This window comes from Pseudomonas sp. CH61, from assembly GCF_059429415.1.
Window position 1 is genome coordinate 4,603,160 of record NZ_CM182098.1, and the last position, 16,088, is coordinate 4,619,247.

Annotated in this window: 17 protein-coding genes; 6 read left to right on the plus strand and 11 right to left on the minus strand. The window is 58.6% G+C overall.

Features of this window, described 5'->3' with window-relative positions:
• Positions 1-60 precede the first annotated feature (60 nt).
• On the minus strand, positions 61-966 hold the full coding sequence (gene rsmI, locus AC5SEM_RS20545; protein ID WP_495471162.1) for a 16S rRNA (cytidine(1402)-2'-O)-methyltransferase: 906 nt from the start codon (positions 964-966) through the stop codon (positions 61-63).
• Between the two features lie 177 nt (positions 967-1,143).
• Between rsmI and AC5SEM_RS20550 the strand changes: the two genes are divergently transcribed.
• From AC5SEM_RS20550 to AC5SEM_RS20565, 4 genes are all read left to right on the plus strand, one after another.
• Positions 1,144-2,955 (plus strand): penicillin-binding protein activator, encoded by a 1,812-nt coding sequence (locus AC5SEM_RS20550; protein WP_016985144.1) that lies wholly within the window; start codon positions 1,144-1,146, stop codon positions 2,953-2,955.
• Positions 2,955-3,317, plus strand: coding sequence for a YraN family protein (locus AC5SEM_RS20555; RefSeq protein WP_034156479.1), 363 nt, complete (start codon positions 2,955-2,957; stop codon positions 3,315-3,317). Before AC5SEM_RS20550 ends, AC5SEM_RS20555 begins: the two co-directional genes overlap by 1 nt.
• A 104-nt stretch (positions 3,318-3,421) precedes the next feature.
• Positions 3,422-4,015, plus strand: coding sequence for a phosphoheptose isomerase (locus tag AC5SEM_RS20560; protein ID WP_007917022.1), 594 nt, complete (start codon positions 3,422-3,424; stop codon positions 4,013-4,015).
• Complete coding sequence (locus AC5SEM_RS20565; protein ID WP_007917023.1) at positions 4,012-4,590, plus strand: BON domain-containing protein; 579 nt, start codon at positions 4,012-4,014, stop codon at positions 4,588-4,590. Before AC5SEM_RS20560 ends, AC5SEM_RS20565 begins: the two co-directional genes overlap by 4 nt.
• 146 nt (positions 4,591-4,736) lie before the next feature.
• On the opposite strand, the gene AC5SEM_RS20570 is transcribed toward AC5SEM_RS20565, so the two are convergent.
• The 7 genes from AC5SEM_RS20570 to rplM form a co-directional block, all read right to left on the minus strand.
• A complete protein-coding gene (locus AC5SEM_RS20570; RefSeq protein WP_007917024.1) occupies positions 4,737-5,150 on the minus strand; it encodes a ClpXP protease specificity-enhancing factor in 414 nt (137 codons plus the stop codon).
• A 16-nt stretch (positions 5,151-5,166) separates the two neighbouring features.
• Complete coding sequence (locus AC5SEM_RS20575) at positions 5,167-5,784, minus strand: glutathione S-transferase N-terminal domain-containing protein (RefSeq protein ID WP_007917025.1); 618 nt, start codon at positions 5,782-5,784, stop codon at positions 5,167-5,169.
• Positions 5,785-5,930: 146 nt separating this feature from the next.
• A complete protein-coding gene (locus AC5SEM_RS20580) occupies positions 5,931-6,713 on the minus strand; it encodes a cytochrome c1 (RefSeq protein ID WP_495471163.1) in 783 nt (260 codons plus the stop codon).
• Positions 6,713-7,924, minus strand: a complete 1,212-nt coding sequence (locus AC5SEM_RS20585; RefSeq protein ID WP_077574482.1) for a cytochrome b — start codon at positions 7,922-7,924, stop codon at positions 6,713-6,715. The genes AC5SEM_RS20580 and AC5SEM_RS20585 overlap by 1 nt, the downstream gene beginning before the upstream one ends.
• Positions 7,924-8,517, minus strand: a complete 594-nt coding sequence (gene petA / locus AC5SEM_RS20590; RefSeq protein ID WP_077574483.1) for a ubiquinol-cytochrome c reductase iron-sulfur subunit — start codon at positions 8,515-8,517, stop codon at positions 7,924-7,926. Before petA ends, AC5SEM_RS20585 begins: the two co-directional genes overlap by 1 nt.
• A gap of 270 nt (positions 8,518-8,787) precedes the next feature.
• A complete protein-coding gene (gene rpsI / locus AC5SEM_RS20595; protein ID WP_008080273.1) occupies positions 8,788-9,180 on the minus strand; it encodes a 30S ribosomal protein S9 in 393 nt (130 codons plus the stop codon).
• Between the two features lie 14 nt (positions 9,181-9,194).
• Positions 9,195-9,623, minus strand: coding sequence for a 50S ribosomal protein L13 (gene rplM, locus AC5SEM_RS20600; RefSeq protein WP_007917032.1), 429 nt, complete (start codon positions 9,621-9,623; stop codon positions 9,195-9,197).
• 245 nt (positions 9,624-9,868) lie between these two features.
• Here rplM and AC5SEM_RS20605 point away from each other — a divergent pair, with 245 nt between their 5' ends.
• A complete protein-coding gene (locus AC5SEM_RS20605) occupies positions 9,869-10,909 on the plus strand; it encodes an NADP(H)-dependent aldo-keto reductase (protein WP_007917033.1) in 1,041 nt (346 codons plus the stop codon).
• 157 nt (positions 10,910-11,066) lie between these two features.
• Here the strand turns inward: AC5SEM_RS20605 and AC5SEM_RS20610 are convergent, their stop codons facing one another.
• On the minus strand, positions 11,067-12,203 hold the full coding sequence (locus AC5SEM_RS20610; RefSeq protein ID WP_007917034.1) for an acyl-CoA dehydrogenase family protein: 1,137 nt from the start codon (positions 12,201-12,203) through the stop codon (positions 11,067-11,069).
• Positions 12,204-12,453: 250 nt separating this feature from the next.
• On the opposite strand from AC5SEM_RS20610, the gene AC5SEM_RS20615 reads away from it, so the two are divergent.
• The gene (locus tag AC5SEM_RS20615; protein ID WP_175555647.1) at positions 12,454-13,350 is read left to right on the plus strand and encodes a GlxA family transcriptional regulator; all 897 of its coding nucleotides are present in this window, start codon (positions 12,454-12,456) and stop codon (positions 13,348-13,350) included.
• Positions 13,351-13,535: 185 nt separating this feature from the next.
• Here the strand turns inward: AC5SEM_RS20615 and zapE are convergent, their stop codons facing one another.
• Together zapE and AC5SEM_RS20625 are read right to left on the minus strand one after the other, a co-directional pair.
• Positions 13,536-14,630, minus strand: coding sequence for a cell division protein ZapE (zapE, locus tag AC5SEM_RS20620; RefSeq protein ID WP_034156483.1), 1,095 nt, complete (start codon positions 14,628-14,630; stop codon positions 13,536-13,538).
• Between the two features lie 90 nt (positions 14,631-14,720).
• Positions 14,721-16,076: a tryptophan--tRNA ligase gene (locus AC5SEM_RS20625; RefSeq protein WP_495471164.1), complete on the minus strand. Its 1,356-nt coding sequence runs from the start codon at positions 16,074-16,076 to the stop codon at positions 14,721-14,723.
• Positions 16,077-16,088 lie beyond the last annotated feature (12 nt).

A 16,088-nucleotide genomic window follows, 5' to 3' on the forward strand; every position in this document is an offset into this window, starting at 1 on the left:
TAACGGCAGAGCGCACGAAGAACAAGCGCTAAAAGCCTCAAGACCGCTATGGGCGACGGCTTACACGCCTTTCTGTTTCTCCAGCGCGACCTGATACAACACGTTTTTGCGCTCGCCGGTGATCTGCGCGGCCAACGCAGCGGCACGCTTGAGCGGCATCTCTTCAAGCAACAGATCGAGGATGCGCATCGCTTCGCTGCTGACGGCGTCTTCGGACTCCGGCGCCGTCCAGCCTGCCACCAACACTACGCATTCACCGCGCTGCTGATTGCTGTCGGATTCGACGAACGCGCGCAGCTCAGCCAGCGGCAGACCTTTTAGCGTCTCAAAGGTTTTGGTGATTTCCCGGGCGAGTAATGCCTGACGCTCACCGCCGAACACTTCTTCCATATCCTGCAGGCATTCAAGAATGCGGTGCGGCGCTTCATAGAAGATCAACGTGCGCGGCTCTTCCTTGACGGCTTCCAGTCGCGCCTTGCGCCCGACCGATTTGGCCGGCAGAAAACCTTCGAAGATGAAGCGGTCGGACGGCAGACCGGCCGCCGACAGTGCGGCGATAAGGGCGCAAGCTCCCGGCACCGGCACCACATTGATTCCAGCCGCGCGAGCCTGGCGCACCAGGTGATAACCCGGATCGGAAATCAGCGGTGTCCCCGCATCGGAAATCAGCGCGACGTTATCGCCCGCCAGCAGACGGGTAATAAAGCGGCTACCTTCATCTCGTTCATTGTGTTCGTGACACGCAGCCAACGGCGTGCCGATCCCGAAGTGCTGCATCAGGCGCGCCGAGTGACGGGTGTCTTCGGCAGCGATCAAGGCGACTTCGCGGAGGATCTTCAGGGCCCGGGCGCTGATGTCGTCCAGGTTGCCGATGGGCGTCGCCACCACATAAAGCGAGCCAGCAGCGGAATTCAGGGAACCTGGAACAGTCAAAGCGCACACCTCGTGATCGGTAAAAGCGGCCATTGTAGCGCGTCACGAGGCTTGCGATGCGTTCAAGCCGAGCCCGGTTTTGCACGCCGTTGTGCGCCGCCGCAACATTTACTCCAGCTAAATCGTCCGATTCACACCAGTAACATCGCGCCCCGGCCAGTGCTTGGGTACAATTCGACGCTAATTTGATCGAGTATCAGGAACACTTACATGATCGCTTGCCTGCGGCTGTTCACTGCCCTCTGCCTCGCTGCCCTGTTGGCGGCTTGCGCCAGCTCCCCTTCCTCCAGCCTTGGCGAACTTCCACGGACTCCGGATGCCAGCATCGAGCAACTGCTCGAACAGGCTACCCAGGCGAAAACCCCGGAAAAAGCCGCCCTGTTGCGCCTGAGTGCTGCAGACCTGGCTTATCGCCAGGGCAATGCCGGTCAGTCCGCGCAGATCCTGCAACAAGTGCCAATGGAGCAACTGAAGCCCGGCCAGCAGATTTTTGCCAGCACGCTGAATGCCGAACTGGCGATGACCCGCAATCAGCCGAAAGCCGCGCTGACTGCCCTGAGCCATCCAAGCCTGCAACATTTGGGCGAGATGCCTGAAGAGCAGCAAGTGCGCACCGGCACCGTTCACGCCCGCGCCCTTGAGGCCGACGGTCAGACACTCGCAGCCGCTCGCGAGCGCGTGTTCATCGCACCGATGCTGCAAGGCGAAGCCGCGAGCAAGAACCACGAAGCGATCTGGACCCTGATCGGCTCGCTGCCAACTGATCAACTGCAGCCCAACACCACCGACGACCTCGGCGGCTGGATGGGTCTGGCACTGGCAGTGAAATCCGCCGGCACCCTGGAACAACAACAAGCCGCGATCGACACCTGGCGCGCGCAGAATCCAAAGCACCCAGCCGCAATCAACCTGCCGCTGCCGCTGACCAAACTCAAGGAACTGGCCAGCCAGCCCCTGAGCAAAATCGCCCTGCTGCTGCCGCAAGATGGCCAACTGGCAGCGGTCGGTAAAGCACTGCGCGAAGGCTTCATGGCTGCGCACTACCAAGCCCAACAAGCCGGACAAAAGCCGCCAGCGATCGAGTTCTACGACAGCTCCAAGCTGACCTCGATGGACGAGTTCTACCGCAAGGCTCAGGCTGATGGCGTGCAACTGGTCGTTGGCCCGTTGGAAAAACCCTTGGTCAAACAACTGAGCACCCGCCCGCAACTGCCGATCACCACCCTCGCGCTGAACTACAGCGAAGGTGATCAAGGCCCGGCGCAATTGTTCCAGTTCGGTCTGGCCGCTGAAGACGAAGCCCGCGAAGTCTCGCGCCGCGCCCGTGCCGACGGCCTGCATCGCGCCGCGATCATGGTGCCGAAAGGCGAATGGGGCGACCGTGTACTGCGCGCTTTCAGCCAGGACTGGCAGGCCAACGGTGGCAGCATCGTCGCCACCGAACGTGTTGATCAGCCGGTGCAACTGGCCCAGCAGATCGCTGACATGTTCCAGCTGCGTCAGAGCGAGGCCCGCGCCAAGAGCCTGCAAAATGCCGCTGGCACTAACGTCGCCGCGCAGCCTTCGCGCCGTCAGGACATCGAGTTCATCTTCCTTGCCGCCACGCCGCAACAGGCGCAGCAGATCAAGCCGACCCTGAACTTCCAATACGCCGGTGACGTGCCGGTTTACGCGACTTCGCACGTTTACAGCGCCAGTGGCGACGTCAACCAGTACAACGACATGAACGGCATTCGCTTCTGCGAAACCCCATGGCTACTGGACAACAGCGATCCACTGCGTCAGCAAGTGGTTGCGCAATGGCCGCAAGCCGCCGGCAGCCTCGGCCGCCTGTACGCGATGGGCGTGGATGCCTATCGTCTGGCACCACGTCTGGGTCAACTCAAAGCCCTGCCGGACAGCCGCATCGATGGTGAGTCGGGCAGCCTCGGCATGACCCAGACCCAACGCGTTGTACGTCAGTTGCCTTGGGCGCAGTTCGTCAGCGGCCAGGTACAGCGCCTGCCGGACACCCCGCGCTGATGCCCGACAGGTCACGCTCGCAAAGCGGCAAGGATGCCGAGCGCCAGGCGCTCGAGCATCTGCAACAACAAGGTCTGCGCCTGCTGGCGCAGAACTGGTTTTGTAAGCGCGGCGAGCTTGATCTGGTCATGCTTGATGGCGATACAGTAGTATTCGTTGAAGTTCGTTACAGAAAAAACACTCAATGGGGTGGCGCGCTCGCTAGCATCGATGGGCGCAAGCAGCAGAAACTGATTTTCGCTGCGCAGTATTTTCTTCAGCGCGAGTCGCGTTGGGCCAATTCCCCTTGCCGCTTCGACGTGGTGGCCATCGACAGCCATCCGGATCAGCTGAACTGGTTGCAGAATGCTTTCGACAGTTGATCGCAGGCGTTGCGACCCGGACAATTCCACCGACAAATTTTGCTCTTTGCTTTGCGGGCTGCACATTCATGTGCCGGACAGCCGCGCTACTTAAGGTCACACAGATGGACATGCAATCCCGAATTCGCCAGCTTTTCCAGGCCAGTATCGACACCAAGCAACAGGCGATGGACGTACTTGCACCGCACATCGAGCAAGCCAGCCAGATCATGGTCAACGCCCTGCTCAACGAAGGCAAAATGCTTTCGTGCGGCAATGGCGGCTCGGCCGGCGATGCCCAGCACTTCTCCTCCGAGTTGCTCAACCGCTTCGAGCGCGAGCGCCCGAGCCTGCCGGCGATCGCCCTGACCACCGACACCTCGACGATCACCTCGATCGCCAACGACTACAGCTACAACGAAGTGTTCTCCAAACAGATCCGTGCGCTCGGTCAGCCAGGCGATGTCTTGCTGGCGATTTCGACCAGCGGCAACTCGGCGAACATTATTCAAGCGATCCAGGCCGCACATGATCGCGAAATGATTGTCGTAGCTATGACCGGACGCGATGGCGGCGGCATGGCGTCGCTGCTGTTGCCCGAGGACGTCGAGATTCGCGTACCGGCCAATGTCACTGCACGTATTCAAGAAGTCCACTTGCTGGCGATCCATTGCCTTTGCGATCTGATCGACAGCCAACTGTTCGGGAGTGAAGAATGACCCCTAATCGCCTTGGCCTTCTGGCCTTGACCCTGTGCCTCGGCATCAGCGGCTGCACCTCGGTGGTAAACGCCAGCCGTGAAGCGCCGATCGACGACGATCGTGGCACCCGCACCTTCGGCAGCAAGATCGACGACTCGTTGATTGAAACCAAAGTGGGCGTGAACGTGGCCAAAGCCGACCCGGCCCTGGACAACGATTCGCACATCGTCGTCACCAGCTTCAACGGCGTCGTACTGCTGGCCGGCCAAACCCCTCGCGCAGACTTGAAAGCCAAGGCTGAGCAGGCAGCAGCCGCCGTCCAACGGGTAAAAACCGTTCACAACGAACTGCAGGTCATCCCACCGTCCGGTTTCCTGGCGCGCCAGAACGACACTTGGCTGACGTCCAAGATCAAGACCCAAATGCTCACCGACGCCAGCATTCCTGGCTCGCGCATCAAGGTCGTGACCGAGAACGGCATCGTCTACCTGCTGGGCCTGCTAACCAAACAGGAAGCCACTCAGGCGACCAATCTGGTGCAGGGTGTTTCCGGCGTGCAGAAAATCGTCAAGCTGTTCGAATACATCGACTGATACACGATCTCTGTAGGAGCTGCCGAAGGCTGCGATCCTTTGATCTTGCTTTTAAAAGACCAGGATCAAAAGATCGCAGCCTTCGGCAGCTCCTACAATTTTGCAACGCACACAAAAAAGGCGATCCATCCGGATCGCCTTTTTTATTACTTCACCACTTTCAAACTAGGCCGGCCGCTAGGGCGCGGTGGCTCGCTGTCCGGTGGCGGCAAGTCGTCATCCGACTCGATCTCTTCTTCGTCATCCATCGGCGACTCGAGATCAAACACCATGCCCTGACCGTTCTCCCGGGCGTAAATACCCAGGATCGCGCTGATCGGCACGTACAAGCTGTGCGGGACACCACCGAAGCGACCTTCGAAGGTCACCACGTCGTTGTCCATGTGCAGATGACGCACCGCGCTTGGCGAGATGTTCAGGACAATCTGCCCGTCACTGGCGAAACCCTGTGGTACCTGTACCGCCGGGTATTCGGAATTGACCAGCATGTGCGGGGTGCAATCGTTATCAACAATCCACTCATAGAGCGCGCGGACCAGATAAGGTCGACTGGAGTTCATAGCGGCTCCTTAAGCCTTAGCGCATATCGCGTTCGACACCAGACAGACTCGCCTGGAAAGCCTCACGCGCAAACGAGCGCTCCATATAATCAAGCAGCGGCTTGGCTGGCCGCGGCAGTTCAATACCCAGAATCGGCAAACGCCAGAGTATTGGCAATAGGCAGCAATCCACCAGACTTTGTTCCTCACTGAGGAAAAACGGCTTGTCGGCAAACAGCGGCGACACGCCCGTCAGGCTTTCGCGCAATTCCTTGCGCGCCACGACGCGCGCGGCCTCCTTGGACTTGGGATCCAGAATCAGATCCACCAGACCACACCAGTCGCGCTGAATACGATGAATCAGCAGCCGACTGTTGGCACGCGCCACCGGGTAAACCGGCATCAACGGCGGGTGCGGGTAACGCTCATCCAGATATTCCATCACCACGGTCGACTCCCACAACGCCAGGTCACGATCGACCAGCGTCGGCAGACTGCCGTAAGGGTTTACCTCAATCAGTTTAGGCGGCTGACGACCAGCTTCCACATAAATGATCTCGGCGCTGACACCCTTCTCTGCAAGCACAATGCGCACTCGGTGGGAATAGTGGTCGGCGGGGTCGGAGTAACAGGCCAACCGATTGGTCACGCCCATGGCGATCCTCCTCGCTTGTTGAAATTATCGGAACCGGAAAAACGCGCGCGCCCAGAGGGCGCCTCCCGCAACCTCTGGCTGACCAGACGTTGCGCTATCGGAGGCGCCCTTGGGCGCGCGCGATTAACAGCAATGCTTGAAGCGTATCAGTGCACGTCTTTCCAGTATTCACGCTTGAGCAGGTAGGCGAACACAAAGAAGAACGCCAGGTACAGCAAGACATAAGTACCGATGCGCTGATGTTGCAGCTTAACCGGGTTAGCCGAGTAAGCCAGGAAGGTTACCAGATTCTTGACCTTCTCATCGAACTGCTCTTCGTTCAGAGCACCGGATTTCGGCACGATGGTCAGTTGATCGCACGCTTCATGGGTCAGAGGCGTACCGGTCAGCGGATCATATTGCTTCTTGCCGTCTTCGACGATCTGCACCTGCTTGCAACCCACGACCTGACGACCTTGCAGGCCGACCAGTACGTTAGGCATGCCGACGTTCGGGAAGACCTTGTTGTTCACACCCCATGGGCGTGCCGGATCCTCGTAGAACGACTTCAGGTAACCGTAGAGCCAGTCAGTGCCACGCACGCGAGCGACCAGGGTCAGATCCGGTGGTGCCGCGCCGAACCAGGTCTTGGCATCAGCCGACTGCATGCCGATGTTCATGTGATCGCCAATCTTGGCGCCGGTGAACACCAGTTTCTCCAGCATCAGTTCGTGCGGCACACCGAGGTCATCGGCGACGCGCTCATAACGCTGGAACTTGGCACTGTGGCAACCCATGCAATAGTTGGCGAAGGTGCGCGCACCATCCTGCAGAGCAGCTTTATCGGAGACATCGATGTCGACTTTTTCCAGCTCCGGACCACCGTGTTCAGCGGCGAAAGACAGCACAGGCAACGCAGCAAAAATCAGAGCAAAAAATAACTTTTTCATCAGCCAGTCACCCTTTCCGGAACCGGTTTGGTCTTCTCGAGCCGGGTGTAGAACGGCATCAGAATGAAGTAGGCGAAGTACAGGAAGGTGCAGACCTGCGAGAGCAAGGTTCGCTCCGGTGTCGGCGCAAGTACACCGAGAATGCCGAGAATCACGAACGAAATGCAGAACACCAGCAGCCAGATTTTGCTCAGCCAGCCTTTATAGCGCATCGACTTGACCGGGCTGCGATCGAGCCATGGCAGCACAAACAGCACCGCAATCGCCGCCCCCATGGCGATCACGCCCATGAGCTTGTCCGGGATCGCACGCAAGATTGCGTAGAACGGTGTGAAGTACCAAACCGGCGCAATGTGCTCTGGTGTCTTGAACGGGTTAGCTTGCTCGAAGTTTGGTTTTTCGAGGAAGTAACCACCCATTTCCGGGAAGAAGAACACAATGAAACAGAAGATAAACAGGAACACTACAACACCGACAATGTCCTTCACGGTGTAGTAAGGGTGGAAGGCAATGCCATCCAGCGGGATGCCGTTTTCGTCCTTGTGCTTCTTGATGTCGACGCCGTCAGGGTTGTTCGAACCGACTTCGTGCAACGCCAGAATGTGCAGCACCACCAGACCGAGAATCACGATCGGCAGCGCGACAACGTGCAAGGCGAAGAAGCGGTTCAAGGTGATTCCGGAGATCAGGTAGTCACCCCGAATCCACTGGGTCAGGTCGTTGCCGATGACGGGAATCGCACCGAACAGCGAGATGATCACCTGGGCCCCCCAGTAGGACATCTGGCCCCACGGCAGCAGATAACCCATGAACGCTTCGGCCATCAGCGCCAGGTAAATCAGCATGCCGAAGACCCAGACCAGCTCGCGCGGCTTCTGGTACGAGCCGTAGAGCAAGCCACGGAACATGTGCAGATAAACCACGATGAAGAACGCCGAAGCGCCGGTCGAGTGCAGCAGACGCAGGATCGAGCCGTACTCGACGTCACGCATGATGTATTCGACGGAAGCGAAGGCTTCTTCTGCCGACGGCGTGTAGCTCATCGTCAACCAGACCCCGGTGACGATCTGATTCACTAGCACCAGCAGCGCCAGAGAGCCGAAGAAATAGAAGAAGTTGAAGTTTTTTGGAGCGTAATACTTGCTGAGATGGTCTTCCCACATTTTGGTCGCAGGAAAGCGCGCATCAACCCAATCCATGAACTTGCTCATCACGCTTTCTCCGTATCGACGCCAATGACAATCAGGTCATCGGTCTCATAGGAATGCGGCGGAACTGGCAGGTTCAAAGGCGCAGGTTGCGACTTGTAGACGCGGCCAGCCAGATCGTAGTGAGAACCGTGGCAAGGGCAGAAATAGCCACCGACCCAGTCTTTACCGAGATCCGCAGGTGCCACTTCGGGACGGAAGGTTGGCGAGCAACCCAGGTGCGTGCAGATCCCGATCAGCAGCAGAATTTCCGGCTTGATCGAACGCGTTTCAGGGTCGACATAGGTGGGTTGCGTGGAGTTTTTGGAGTTCGGATCGGAGAGCTGGCCCTCGATCTTCTTGAGATTCCCCAGGATTTCCGTAGTACGGCGGACAATGAACACCGGCTGGCCGCGCCACTCAGCAATCATCTGCTGTCCTGGCTCGATTTTGCTGACATTCACTTTCACCGGTGCACCGGCGGCTTTCGCCTTGGCACTGGGAAACCATGACCCCACGAACGGGACCGCAGCCCCCACCGCTCCTGCAGCACCCACCACGGATGTGGCTGCTACCAAGAAGCGACGCCGGCCTGCATTCACGCCGTCATTGCTCATTCAGTCCTCTCCCATCAGCTTTTGTGGCCTGTTAAATCAGGCATCTACTAAATAAATCAATGTTACTTATAAAAATTTTGCCGAGATGGTAATGAAAAGCCCCCATTCTGACAAGGGAATTACCCGGAGCTCATACCCTCAAGCCTTGCAGTATAGGGGGTCTACGGAAGTGGCAAGTTGTCGCAGCGCAATTCTTTAATAAATCACAGGCATAAAAAAACGCCCGCTTCCGTGAGGAGGCGGGCGTTCTTTTTGAACGCGGAAGCGGAATTAACGCTTCGAGTACTGCGGACGCTTACGCGCTTTACGCAGACCAACTTTCTTACGTTCAACTTCACGGGCGTCGCGAGTAACGAAGCCAGCTTTGCGCAGAGCGCCACGCAGGGTTTCGTCGTAGTCCATCAGAGCGCGAGTGATGCCGTGGCGGATTGCGCCAGCTTGACCACTTACACCACCACCGATCACGGTGACGTAGATGTCGAACTTCTCGACAGTCTCAGTCAGCTCCAGCGGCTGGCGAACTACCATGCGGGCAGTTTCACGGCCGAAGAAGTTTTCCAGCGAACGGTTGTTGATGGAGATGTTACCAGTACCCGGACGCAGGAAAACGCGTGCGGTTGCGGTCTTGCGACGGCCAGTGCCGTAATTTTGAGTCGCCGACATAATGTACTATTCCGTTAAAACTTCAGTTCTTGGGGCTGCTGAGCAGTATGTGGGTGTGCAGCGCCCGCATAGACTTTCAGCTTACGGTACATGTCGCGACCCAGTGGGTTTTTAGGCAGCATGCCTTTAACCGCGGTCTCGATCACGCGCTCAGGGGCTTTAGCGATCAGCTTTTCAAAGTTGATCGACTTGATGCCGCCCGGGAAACCGGAGTGGGAGTAGTACATTTTGTCAGTGGTTTTAGCACCGGTAACACGAATCTGCTCAGCATTGATTACGACGATGTAGTCGCCGGTGTCAACGTGAGGAGTGTACTCAGGCTTGTGCTTGCCACGCAGACGGCTCGCGATTTCGGTGGCCAGACGACCCAGGGTCTGACCAGCAGCGTCGACGACAAACCAGTCGCGCTTTACTGTTTCCGGTTTAGCAGTAAAAGTTTTCATTCTTTATAGCCTCAGGGGCCGCCCTGTAAATTAGACGGCGGATCTTACTGAATAGTGCGTACTTTGACAAGTCAAAGGCAGCCGGATACAGACGCTTTCGGGGGCTCGGGTCGGCGCGTCCGTTCAACGGCAAGATTCTTCGGCGGCGGCGCATCACTTCCACTGCAGAAAGAGGTCGGCAATTATGCAGATTGCGAAAAATATTTCAACCTGCTTTTATGATTGTTTTGCCCAAGGAGCACCTGATGGACTATCGCCAGCTAGGCCGTACCGACCTGAACGTGAGTGCAATCTGCCTCGGCACCATGACCTGGGGCGAGCAAAACACTGAAGCTGAAGCCTTCGCGCAGATAGAAAGAGCCAAGGAAGCCGGGATCAATTTCATCGACACCGCCGAGATGTACCCGGTGCCGCCGAAAGCCGAAACTTACGCCACCACCGAGCGCTACATCGGCAATTACTTCAAAAGTCGCGGCGACCGGGCCGACTGGATTCTCGCCAGCAAGATCGCCGGCCCGGGCAATACCATCGACTACATCCGCGACAAAAACCTGCGCCATAACCGCCAGCACATCACCGCAGCGGTGGACGCCAGCCTCGAGCGCCTGCAGACCGATTACATCGACCTGTATCAATTGCACTGGCCGGAGCGCAGCACCAACTTTTTCGGACAACTGGGCTACAAGCACAAGATCGAAGCGAACCTGACGCCACTCGAAGATACCCTCGAAGCGCTCGACGAACAGGTGAAGGCCGGCAAGATCCGCCACATCGGCCTGTCCAACGAAACCCCGTGGGGCACCATGCGTTTTCTCGCACTGGCCGAAGCCCGTGGCTGGCCGCGCGCGGTGTCGATCCAGAACCCGTACAACCTGCTCAACCGCAGTTTTGAAGTGGGCCTGGCAGAAATCGCCATCCGCGAACAATGCGGCCTGCTGGCCTATTCGCCGCTGGCGTTTGGTTTCCTGTCGGGTAAATACGAAGGTGGCGCTCGTCCGCCGAAAGGCCGTCTGAGCCTCTACAGCCGCTTCAGCCGCTATTTCAATGCGCAGTCGGAAGCAGCGTGCAGCCGCTATGTGGCGCTGGCTCGTGAACACGGTCTGGATCCGGCGCAGATGGCCTTGGCTTTTGTGACTCAGCAACCGTTCGTCACCAGCAACATCATTGGTGCGACGACGCTGGAGCAACTGGACAGCAACATTGCCAGTTTTGATCTGAAGCTGTCGGATGAGGTGTTGGCGGGGATTGAGGCGATTCACAAGGATCATCCGAACCCAGCGCCTTGATTGACCGCTAAAAGCTTCGCGAGCAGGCTCGCTCCCACAGGTACGGTGATCCCCTGTGGGAGCGAGCCTGCTCGCGAAGAGGCCGATCAGAGCACCACCAAAGCGGAACGCGGAGCGTCCCCGGCGGGCATTCCCACGCAGAGCATGGGAACGATCATCAAAGCGACCGCGCAATGATCTCCTTCATGATTTCATTGGTGCCGGCATAGATCCGTTGCACCCGCGCATCCGCCCACGCCCGGGCCACCGGGTATTCCCACATGAAGCCGTAGCCACCATGCAACTGCACGCACTCGTCGAGCACCTTGCATTGCAGATCGGTGCCCCAGTATTTCGCCATCGCTGCCGTCGGCACGTCCAGCTTGCCTTGCAGGTGCAGCTCCAGACACTTATCGACGAACACCCGGCCGATCTGGATTTCAGTCGCCATCTCCGCCAACTTGAAGCGGGTGTTCTGGAAGTCGGCAATGGCTTTGCCGAAGGCCTTGCGATCGCGGGTGTAATCCAGCGTCCACTGCAACGCCGCTTCGGCCGAGGCCAGACCACCGATTGCTACAGTCAAACGCTCCTGCGGCAATTCCTGCATCAGGTAAGCAAACCCTGCCCCAGCCTGCCCCAACAGGTTTTCCTTCGGTACGCGCACATCCTGGAAGAACAATTCCGAGGTGTCCTGCGCCTTCATGCCGACCTTCTCCAGGCGCTTGCCCTTGTCGAAGCCCGGCGTATTCGCTTCCACCAGAAACAGGCTGGTGCCCTTGGCGCCGGCCTTCGGGTCGGTCTTGGCGACGACGATCACCAGGTCCGCGAGAAAGCCGTTGGTGATAAAGGTTTTCGAGCCGTTGATCACATATTCGTCACCGTCCAGCACGGCGGTGGTCTTCACGCCTTGCAGGTCGGAACCGGCACCCGGCTCGGTCATGGCGATGGCCGTGACCATCTCGCCCGAAACCAGTTTCGGCAGGTATTTGTGCTTCAGCGCTTCGCTGCCGTAATGCAGGATGTACGGCGCAACAATGTCCGAATGCAGCGAGAAACCGATGCCGGTCAGGCCCAGTCGCCCGACCTCCTCGATCACCACCGCACTGTAAAGAAAGTCCGCCCCCAACCCGCCGTACTCTTCCGGCAGGTGCGAGCAGAGCATCCCCGCCTCCCCTGCCTTGTTCCACAGTTTGCGGTCGATATAACCTTGTTTCTCCCATTGCGCATGGAACGGCACCGCCTCTTTTTCGAGGAAGGTTCGTACGCTGTCGCGAAACAATTCGTGCTCGGAGCTGAACAAGGTTCTGGGGATCATGCGGCACCTTTCTTTCTTGTTGGAGGGAGATGACCTTCAGAGACTAAGCCTCCCCTCTGACACAGGACACTGGACACATCCGACAAAAAATAAGACGATCCAGCCGTCTGGTGACCACTTTCCCTTATAAAAACAAAACAAAAGTTGAATTATGTCCAAGCAAGTCTCCACGCCCTTGCGGCGCGTCAGCATCCTGGCAATCGACCGGGTTTTCGCCTCCACTCTCATGCAAGCCAAGGATTTCTTCCATCTGGCCAGCCTGCGTTATGGCAAACAACTGGGCCACGGCCTGACGCCGGCGTTTGAAACACGCCTGGTCAGCCCCGACGGCAAACCAGTGAACAGCTTCAGTGACGTCGTGATGCCGGTCGATGGTGGCCTGGAAAACGCCGATGTCATTATCCTCCCGGCGTTCTGGGACGATTTCGACACACTGTGCGGCCGCTATCCCCAAGTGTTGCCGTGGCTGCGTGAACAGCACGCCCGTGGCGCGGTGTTGTGCGGCGAAGCCACCGGGGTGTTCTGGCTGGCTGAGGCCGGCCTGCTCAACGGCAAGGAAGCGACCACCTACTGGCGCTTCTTCAATGCCTTCGCCGAGCGTTTTCCCAAGGTCTATCTCAATCAGGACAAGCACCTGACCGACGCCGACAATTTGTATTGCGCTGGCGGCACCACCTCAGCCTGCGACCTTTACATCTACCTGATCGAGCGCTTTTGCGGGGCCAACGTCGCGCAAGCCGTGGCCCGCGACATTCTCTATGAAGTCCAGCGCAGCTATGCGCCGGGACGCATCGGTTTCGGTGGGCAGAAGCTGCACCAGGACGTGATCATCCTGCAGATCCAGCACTGGCTCGAAGAGCATTTCGCCGACAAGTTCCGCTTCGAAGACGTCGCCCGCGAGCATGGCATGAGCATCCGCAATTTCATGCGGCGCTTCCAGACAGCCACCGGTGACAAACCGCTGCATTACTTGCAACGGCTGCGCATCGAGACGGCGAAAGGCTTGCTGTCCGGCAGCCGCAAGAGCATCAAGACCATCAGTTATGAGGTCGGTTACGACGACGCGAGCTTCTTTGCGCGGCTGTTCCGCCAGCACACCGAGCTGTCGCCGAACCAGTATCGGCAGCAGTTTCAGCAGGCTGCATAACCCTCTGCCCACACACAAACCCATGTAGGAGTGAGCCTGCTCGCGATTGCGTCCGTCCATGCAGCATTTATGTGACTGATACACCGCTATCGCGAGCAGGCTCACTCCTACAGGGTATTGCGGTGAATTCTGGACATAAAAAAGGGCCTGCAATTGCAGGCCCTTTTTATTTGCCGAAAATCAGCTTAAGGCTTGTGCGCCCGCGACAGGAATTCGTGCGATTGCATCTCCAGCAAACGGCTCAGCGTGCGCTGGAATTCGAAATTCAAGCGGCCGCCGGTGTACAGGTCCTTCAGCTCGACTTCAGCCGAAATGATCAACTTCACGTTACGGTCGTAGAACTCGTCGACCATGTTGATGAAGCGGCGGGCGATATCGTCGGTGGTGACGCTCATCTGCTCGACACCGCTGAGCAGCACGGCGTGGAAGATCTTGCCCAGCTCGATGTAGTCGTTCTGGCTACGCGGGCCGTCGCACAGTTCGCGGAAGTCGAACCAGGCCACGTCATCGCACGTGCGCAGGGCACGGATTTCGCGGTTCTCGATCATCAGCACATCGTTTTCGACCGCGGCAGTGCATTCCGGCGTCAGCGCCTTGAAGCTCTTGCGCAGGCTTTCGTGAGCGGCTTCGTCGAGCGGATAGTGGAACAGCTCCGCTTGTTCGAGGTGACGCAGACGGTAGTCGACGCCGCTGTCGACGTTGACGATCTCGGTGTTCTGCTTGATCAGCGCGATGGCCGGCAAGAAGCGCGCACGTTGCAGACCGTCCTTGTACAGACCGTCCGGAACGATGTTCGAGGTCGCGACCAGGGTCACGCCGTTCTTGAACAGCTCTTCCATCAGCGTGCCGAGGATCATCGCGTCGGTGATGTCGGAGACGAAGAATTCATCGAAGCAGATCACCCGCGACTCGGTCGCGAAGCGCTTGGCGATGATGGTCAGCGGGTTTTTTTCGCCGCCGAGGGTTTTCATTTCTTCGTGCACGCGCTTCATGAAGCGGTGGAAGTGGGTGCGGGTCTTTTCCTTGAACGGCAGCGCTTCGAAGAAGGTGTCGACCAGGTAAGTCTTGCCGCGACCTACGCCGCCCCAGAAATACAGGCCCTTGACCGGCGTCTGATCTTTTTTGCCGAACAGTTTGCTCAGCAGACCCGGCTTGTTCTGATCGGCGGCGATCAGATCCTCGTACAGACGCTGCAAATGACGCACAGCAGTTTCCTGCGCGGCGTCATGGAAGAAGTCCGGGCGTTTCAGATCAGCTTGGTATCGTTCTAGGGGCGTCATAATTCGTTAGCAAGGCAACAAAAACGGGCCGTCACTGTAGCGACGGCCCGTGGGAATGGCAATCGGCCCTTGGTCGGACCGTGCCGCCGATTAGTCCTGAACCGGGGTCAGCGCAACGCGCAGCGCCTCGATGGCCGCGTCCCGCGCTGCAGCGTCGGCGAACGTCGGGCTACCACCGACGCACTCGCCTTCAAGCCAGACGCTGAAGCTCAGGTCTTCGCTGCGCACGTCCAGCGGCTGACCGGATTGCAGTTGCTTGGTCACCTGCCCTGCGGTTTTGCCGTCGGCGAAGTTGCGCGACAACAGCAGTTGCTCGCCATCGGCCGCCAGCAGACGGAAGCGGAAGCTGCCGTCGTCTTCACGGAAGCTGACGAAACGCGCGGCTTTCGCGGCTTTCTTCTTGGTCGTCGCGGCAACCTGAACCTGATTGACGAAAGAGCGCAGGCCAACGGCTTCGCGCAATTCGTTGAGGAACGGCGTTGCCACGGCACGGGCCTTCTTGGCGCCGATCTGCAGGATGTCTTCCAGATCCGCCGGACGCTCGATCAACTGGTGATACTTGTCGCGAGCTTCGCCGAGATCGTTGTCGAGCAGCTGGAACAGACGGTTCTTCGCCTCACCCCAGCCCAGACCGCCCAGCAGTTCGCTGCGGAATTCTTCAGCTTGCGCTGGCGTGGCGAAAGCCTGGAACAGGGTGAACAGGTGCGAGTTGTCAGGATCCTTGGCTTCGCCTGGCGCTTTGGAGTCGGTGACGATCCGCGAGATCGCGTCCTTCATCTCTTTGGCGCTGGAGAACAACGGGATGGTGTTGTCGTAGCTCTTCGACATCTTGCGACCGTCGAGGCCCGGCAGCGTCGCCACGCTCTCTTCGATCAGCGCTTCGGGCATGGTGAAGAATTCTTTGCCCTGACCGAACAGGTGGTTGAAGCGCTGGCCGATATCGCGGGCCATTTCCACGTGCTGGATCTGGTCGCGACCGACCGGCACCTTGTGCGCGTTGAACATCAGGATGTCCGCGGCCATCAGCACCGGGTAGCTGTAGAGGCCCATGGTGATGCCTGCATCCGGGTCTTCACCGGTTTCGACGTTCTTGTCCACCGAGGCCTTGTAAGCGTGCGCACGGTTGAGCAGGCCCTTGGCCGCGACGCAGGTCAGCAGCCAGGTCAGCTCAGGGATTTCCGGGATGTCGGACTGGCGGTAGAAGGTCACGCGGTCGACATCGAGGCCACCGGCCAGCCAGGTCGCGGCGATTTCCAGACGCGAGCGCTGGATGCGCAGCGGGTCATCGCATTTGATCAGGGCGTGGTAGTCGGCCAGAAAGTAGAACGAATCGGCATTGCTGTCGCGGCTGGCGAGGATCGCCGGGCGGATAGCGCCGGCGTAGTTGCCCAGGTGCGGCGTGCCGGTGGTGGTGATGCCGGTGAGGATTCGGGTACGGTTCGTCATGGGTAATCGCTT

Bases quoted from the DNA above. Each gene is read 5' to 3' on its own strand.
- rsmI (WP_495471162.1), bottom strand. From the start codon at position 966: ATGGCCGCTTTTACCGATCACGAGGTGTGCGCTTTGACTGTTCCAGGT.
- AC5SEM_RS20550 (WP_016985144.1), top strand. From the start codon at position 1,144: ATGATCGCTTGCCTGCGGCTGTTCACTGCCCTCTGCCTCGCTGCCCTG.
- AC5SEM_RS20555 (WP_034156479.1), top strand. From the start codon at position 2,955: ATGCCCGACAGGTCACGCTCGCAAAGCGGCAAGGATGCCGAGCGCCAG.
- AC5SEM_RS20560 (WP_007917022.1), top strand. From the start codon at position 3,422: ATGGACATGCAATCCCGAATTCGCCAGCTTTTCCAGGCCAGTATCGAC.
- AC5SEM_RS20565 (WP_007917023.1), top strand. From the start codon at position 4,012: ATGACCCCTAATCGCCTTGGCCTTCTGGCCTTGACCCTGTGCCTCGGC.
- AC5SEM_RS20570 (WP_007917024.1), bottom strand. From the start codon at position 5,150: ATGAACTCCAGTCGACCTTATCTGGTCCGCGCGCTCTATGAGTGGATT.
- AC5SEM_RS20575 (WP_007917025.1), bottom strand. From the start codon at position 5,784: ATGGGCGTGACCAATCGGTTGGCCTGTTACTCCGACCCCGCCGACCAC.
- AC5SEM_RS20580 (WP_495471163.1), bottom strand. From the start codon at position 6,713: ATGAAAAAGTTATTTTTTGCTCTGATTTTTGCTGCGTTGCCTGTGCTG.
- AC5SEM_RS20585 (WP_077574482.1), bottom strand. From the start codon at position 7,924: ATGAGCAAGTTCATGGATTGGGTTGATGCGCGCTTTCCTGCGACCAAA.
- petA (WP_077574483.1), bottom strand. From the start codon at position 8,517: ATGAGCAATGACGGCGTGAATGCAGGCCGGCGTCGCTTCTTGGTAGCA.
- rpsI (WP_008080273.1), bottom strand. From the start codon at position 9,180: ATGTCGGCGACTCAAAATTACGGCACTGGCCGTCGCAAGACCGCAACC.
- rplM (WP_007917032.1), bottom strand. From the start codon at position 9,623: ATGAAAACTTTTACTGCTAAACCGGAAACAGTAAAGCGCGACTGGTTT.
- AC5SEM_RS20605 (WP_007917033.1), top strand. From the start codon at position 9,869: ATGGACTATCGCCAGCTAGGCCGTACCGACCTGAACGTGAGTGCAATC.
- AC5SEM_RS20610 (WP_007917034.1), bottom strand. From the start codon at position 12,203: ATGATCCCCAGAACCTTGTTCAGCTCCGAGCACGAATTGTTTCGCGAC.
- zapE (WP_034156483.1), bottom strand. From the start codon at position 14,630: ATGACGCCCCTAGAACGATACCAAGCTGATCTGAAACGCCCGGACTTC.
- AC5SEM_RS20625 (WP_495471164.1), bottom strand. From the start codon at position 16,076: ATGACGAACCGTACCCGAATCCTCACCGGCATCACCACCACCGGCACG.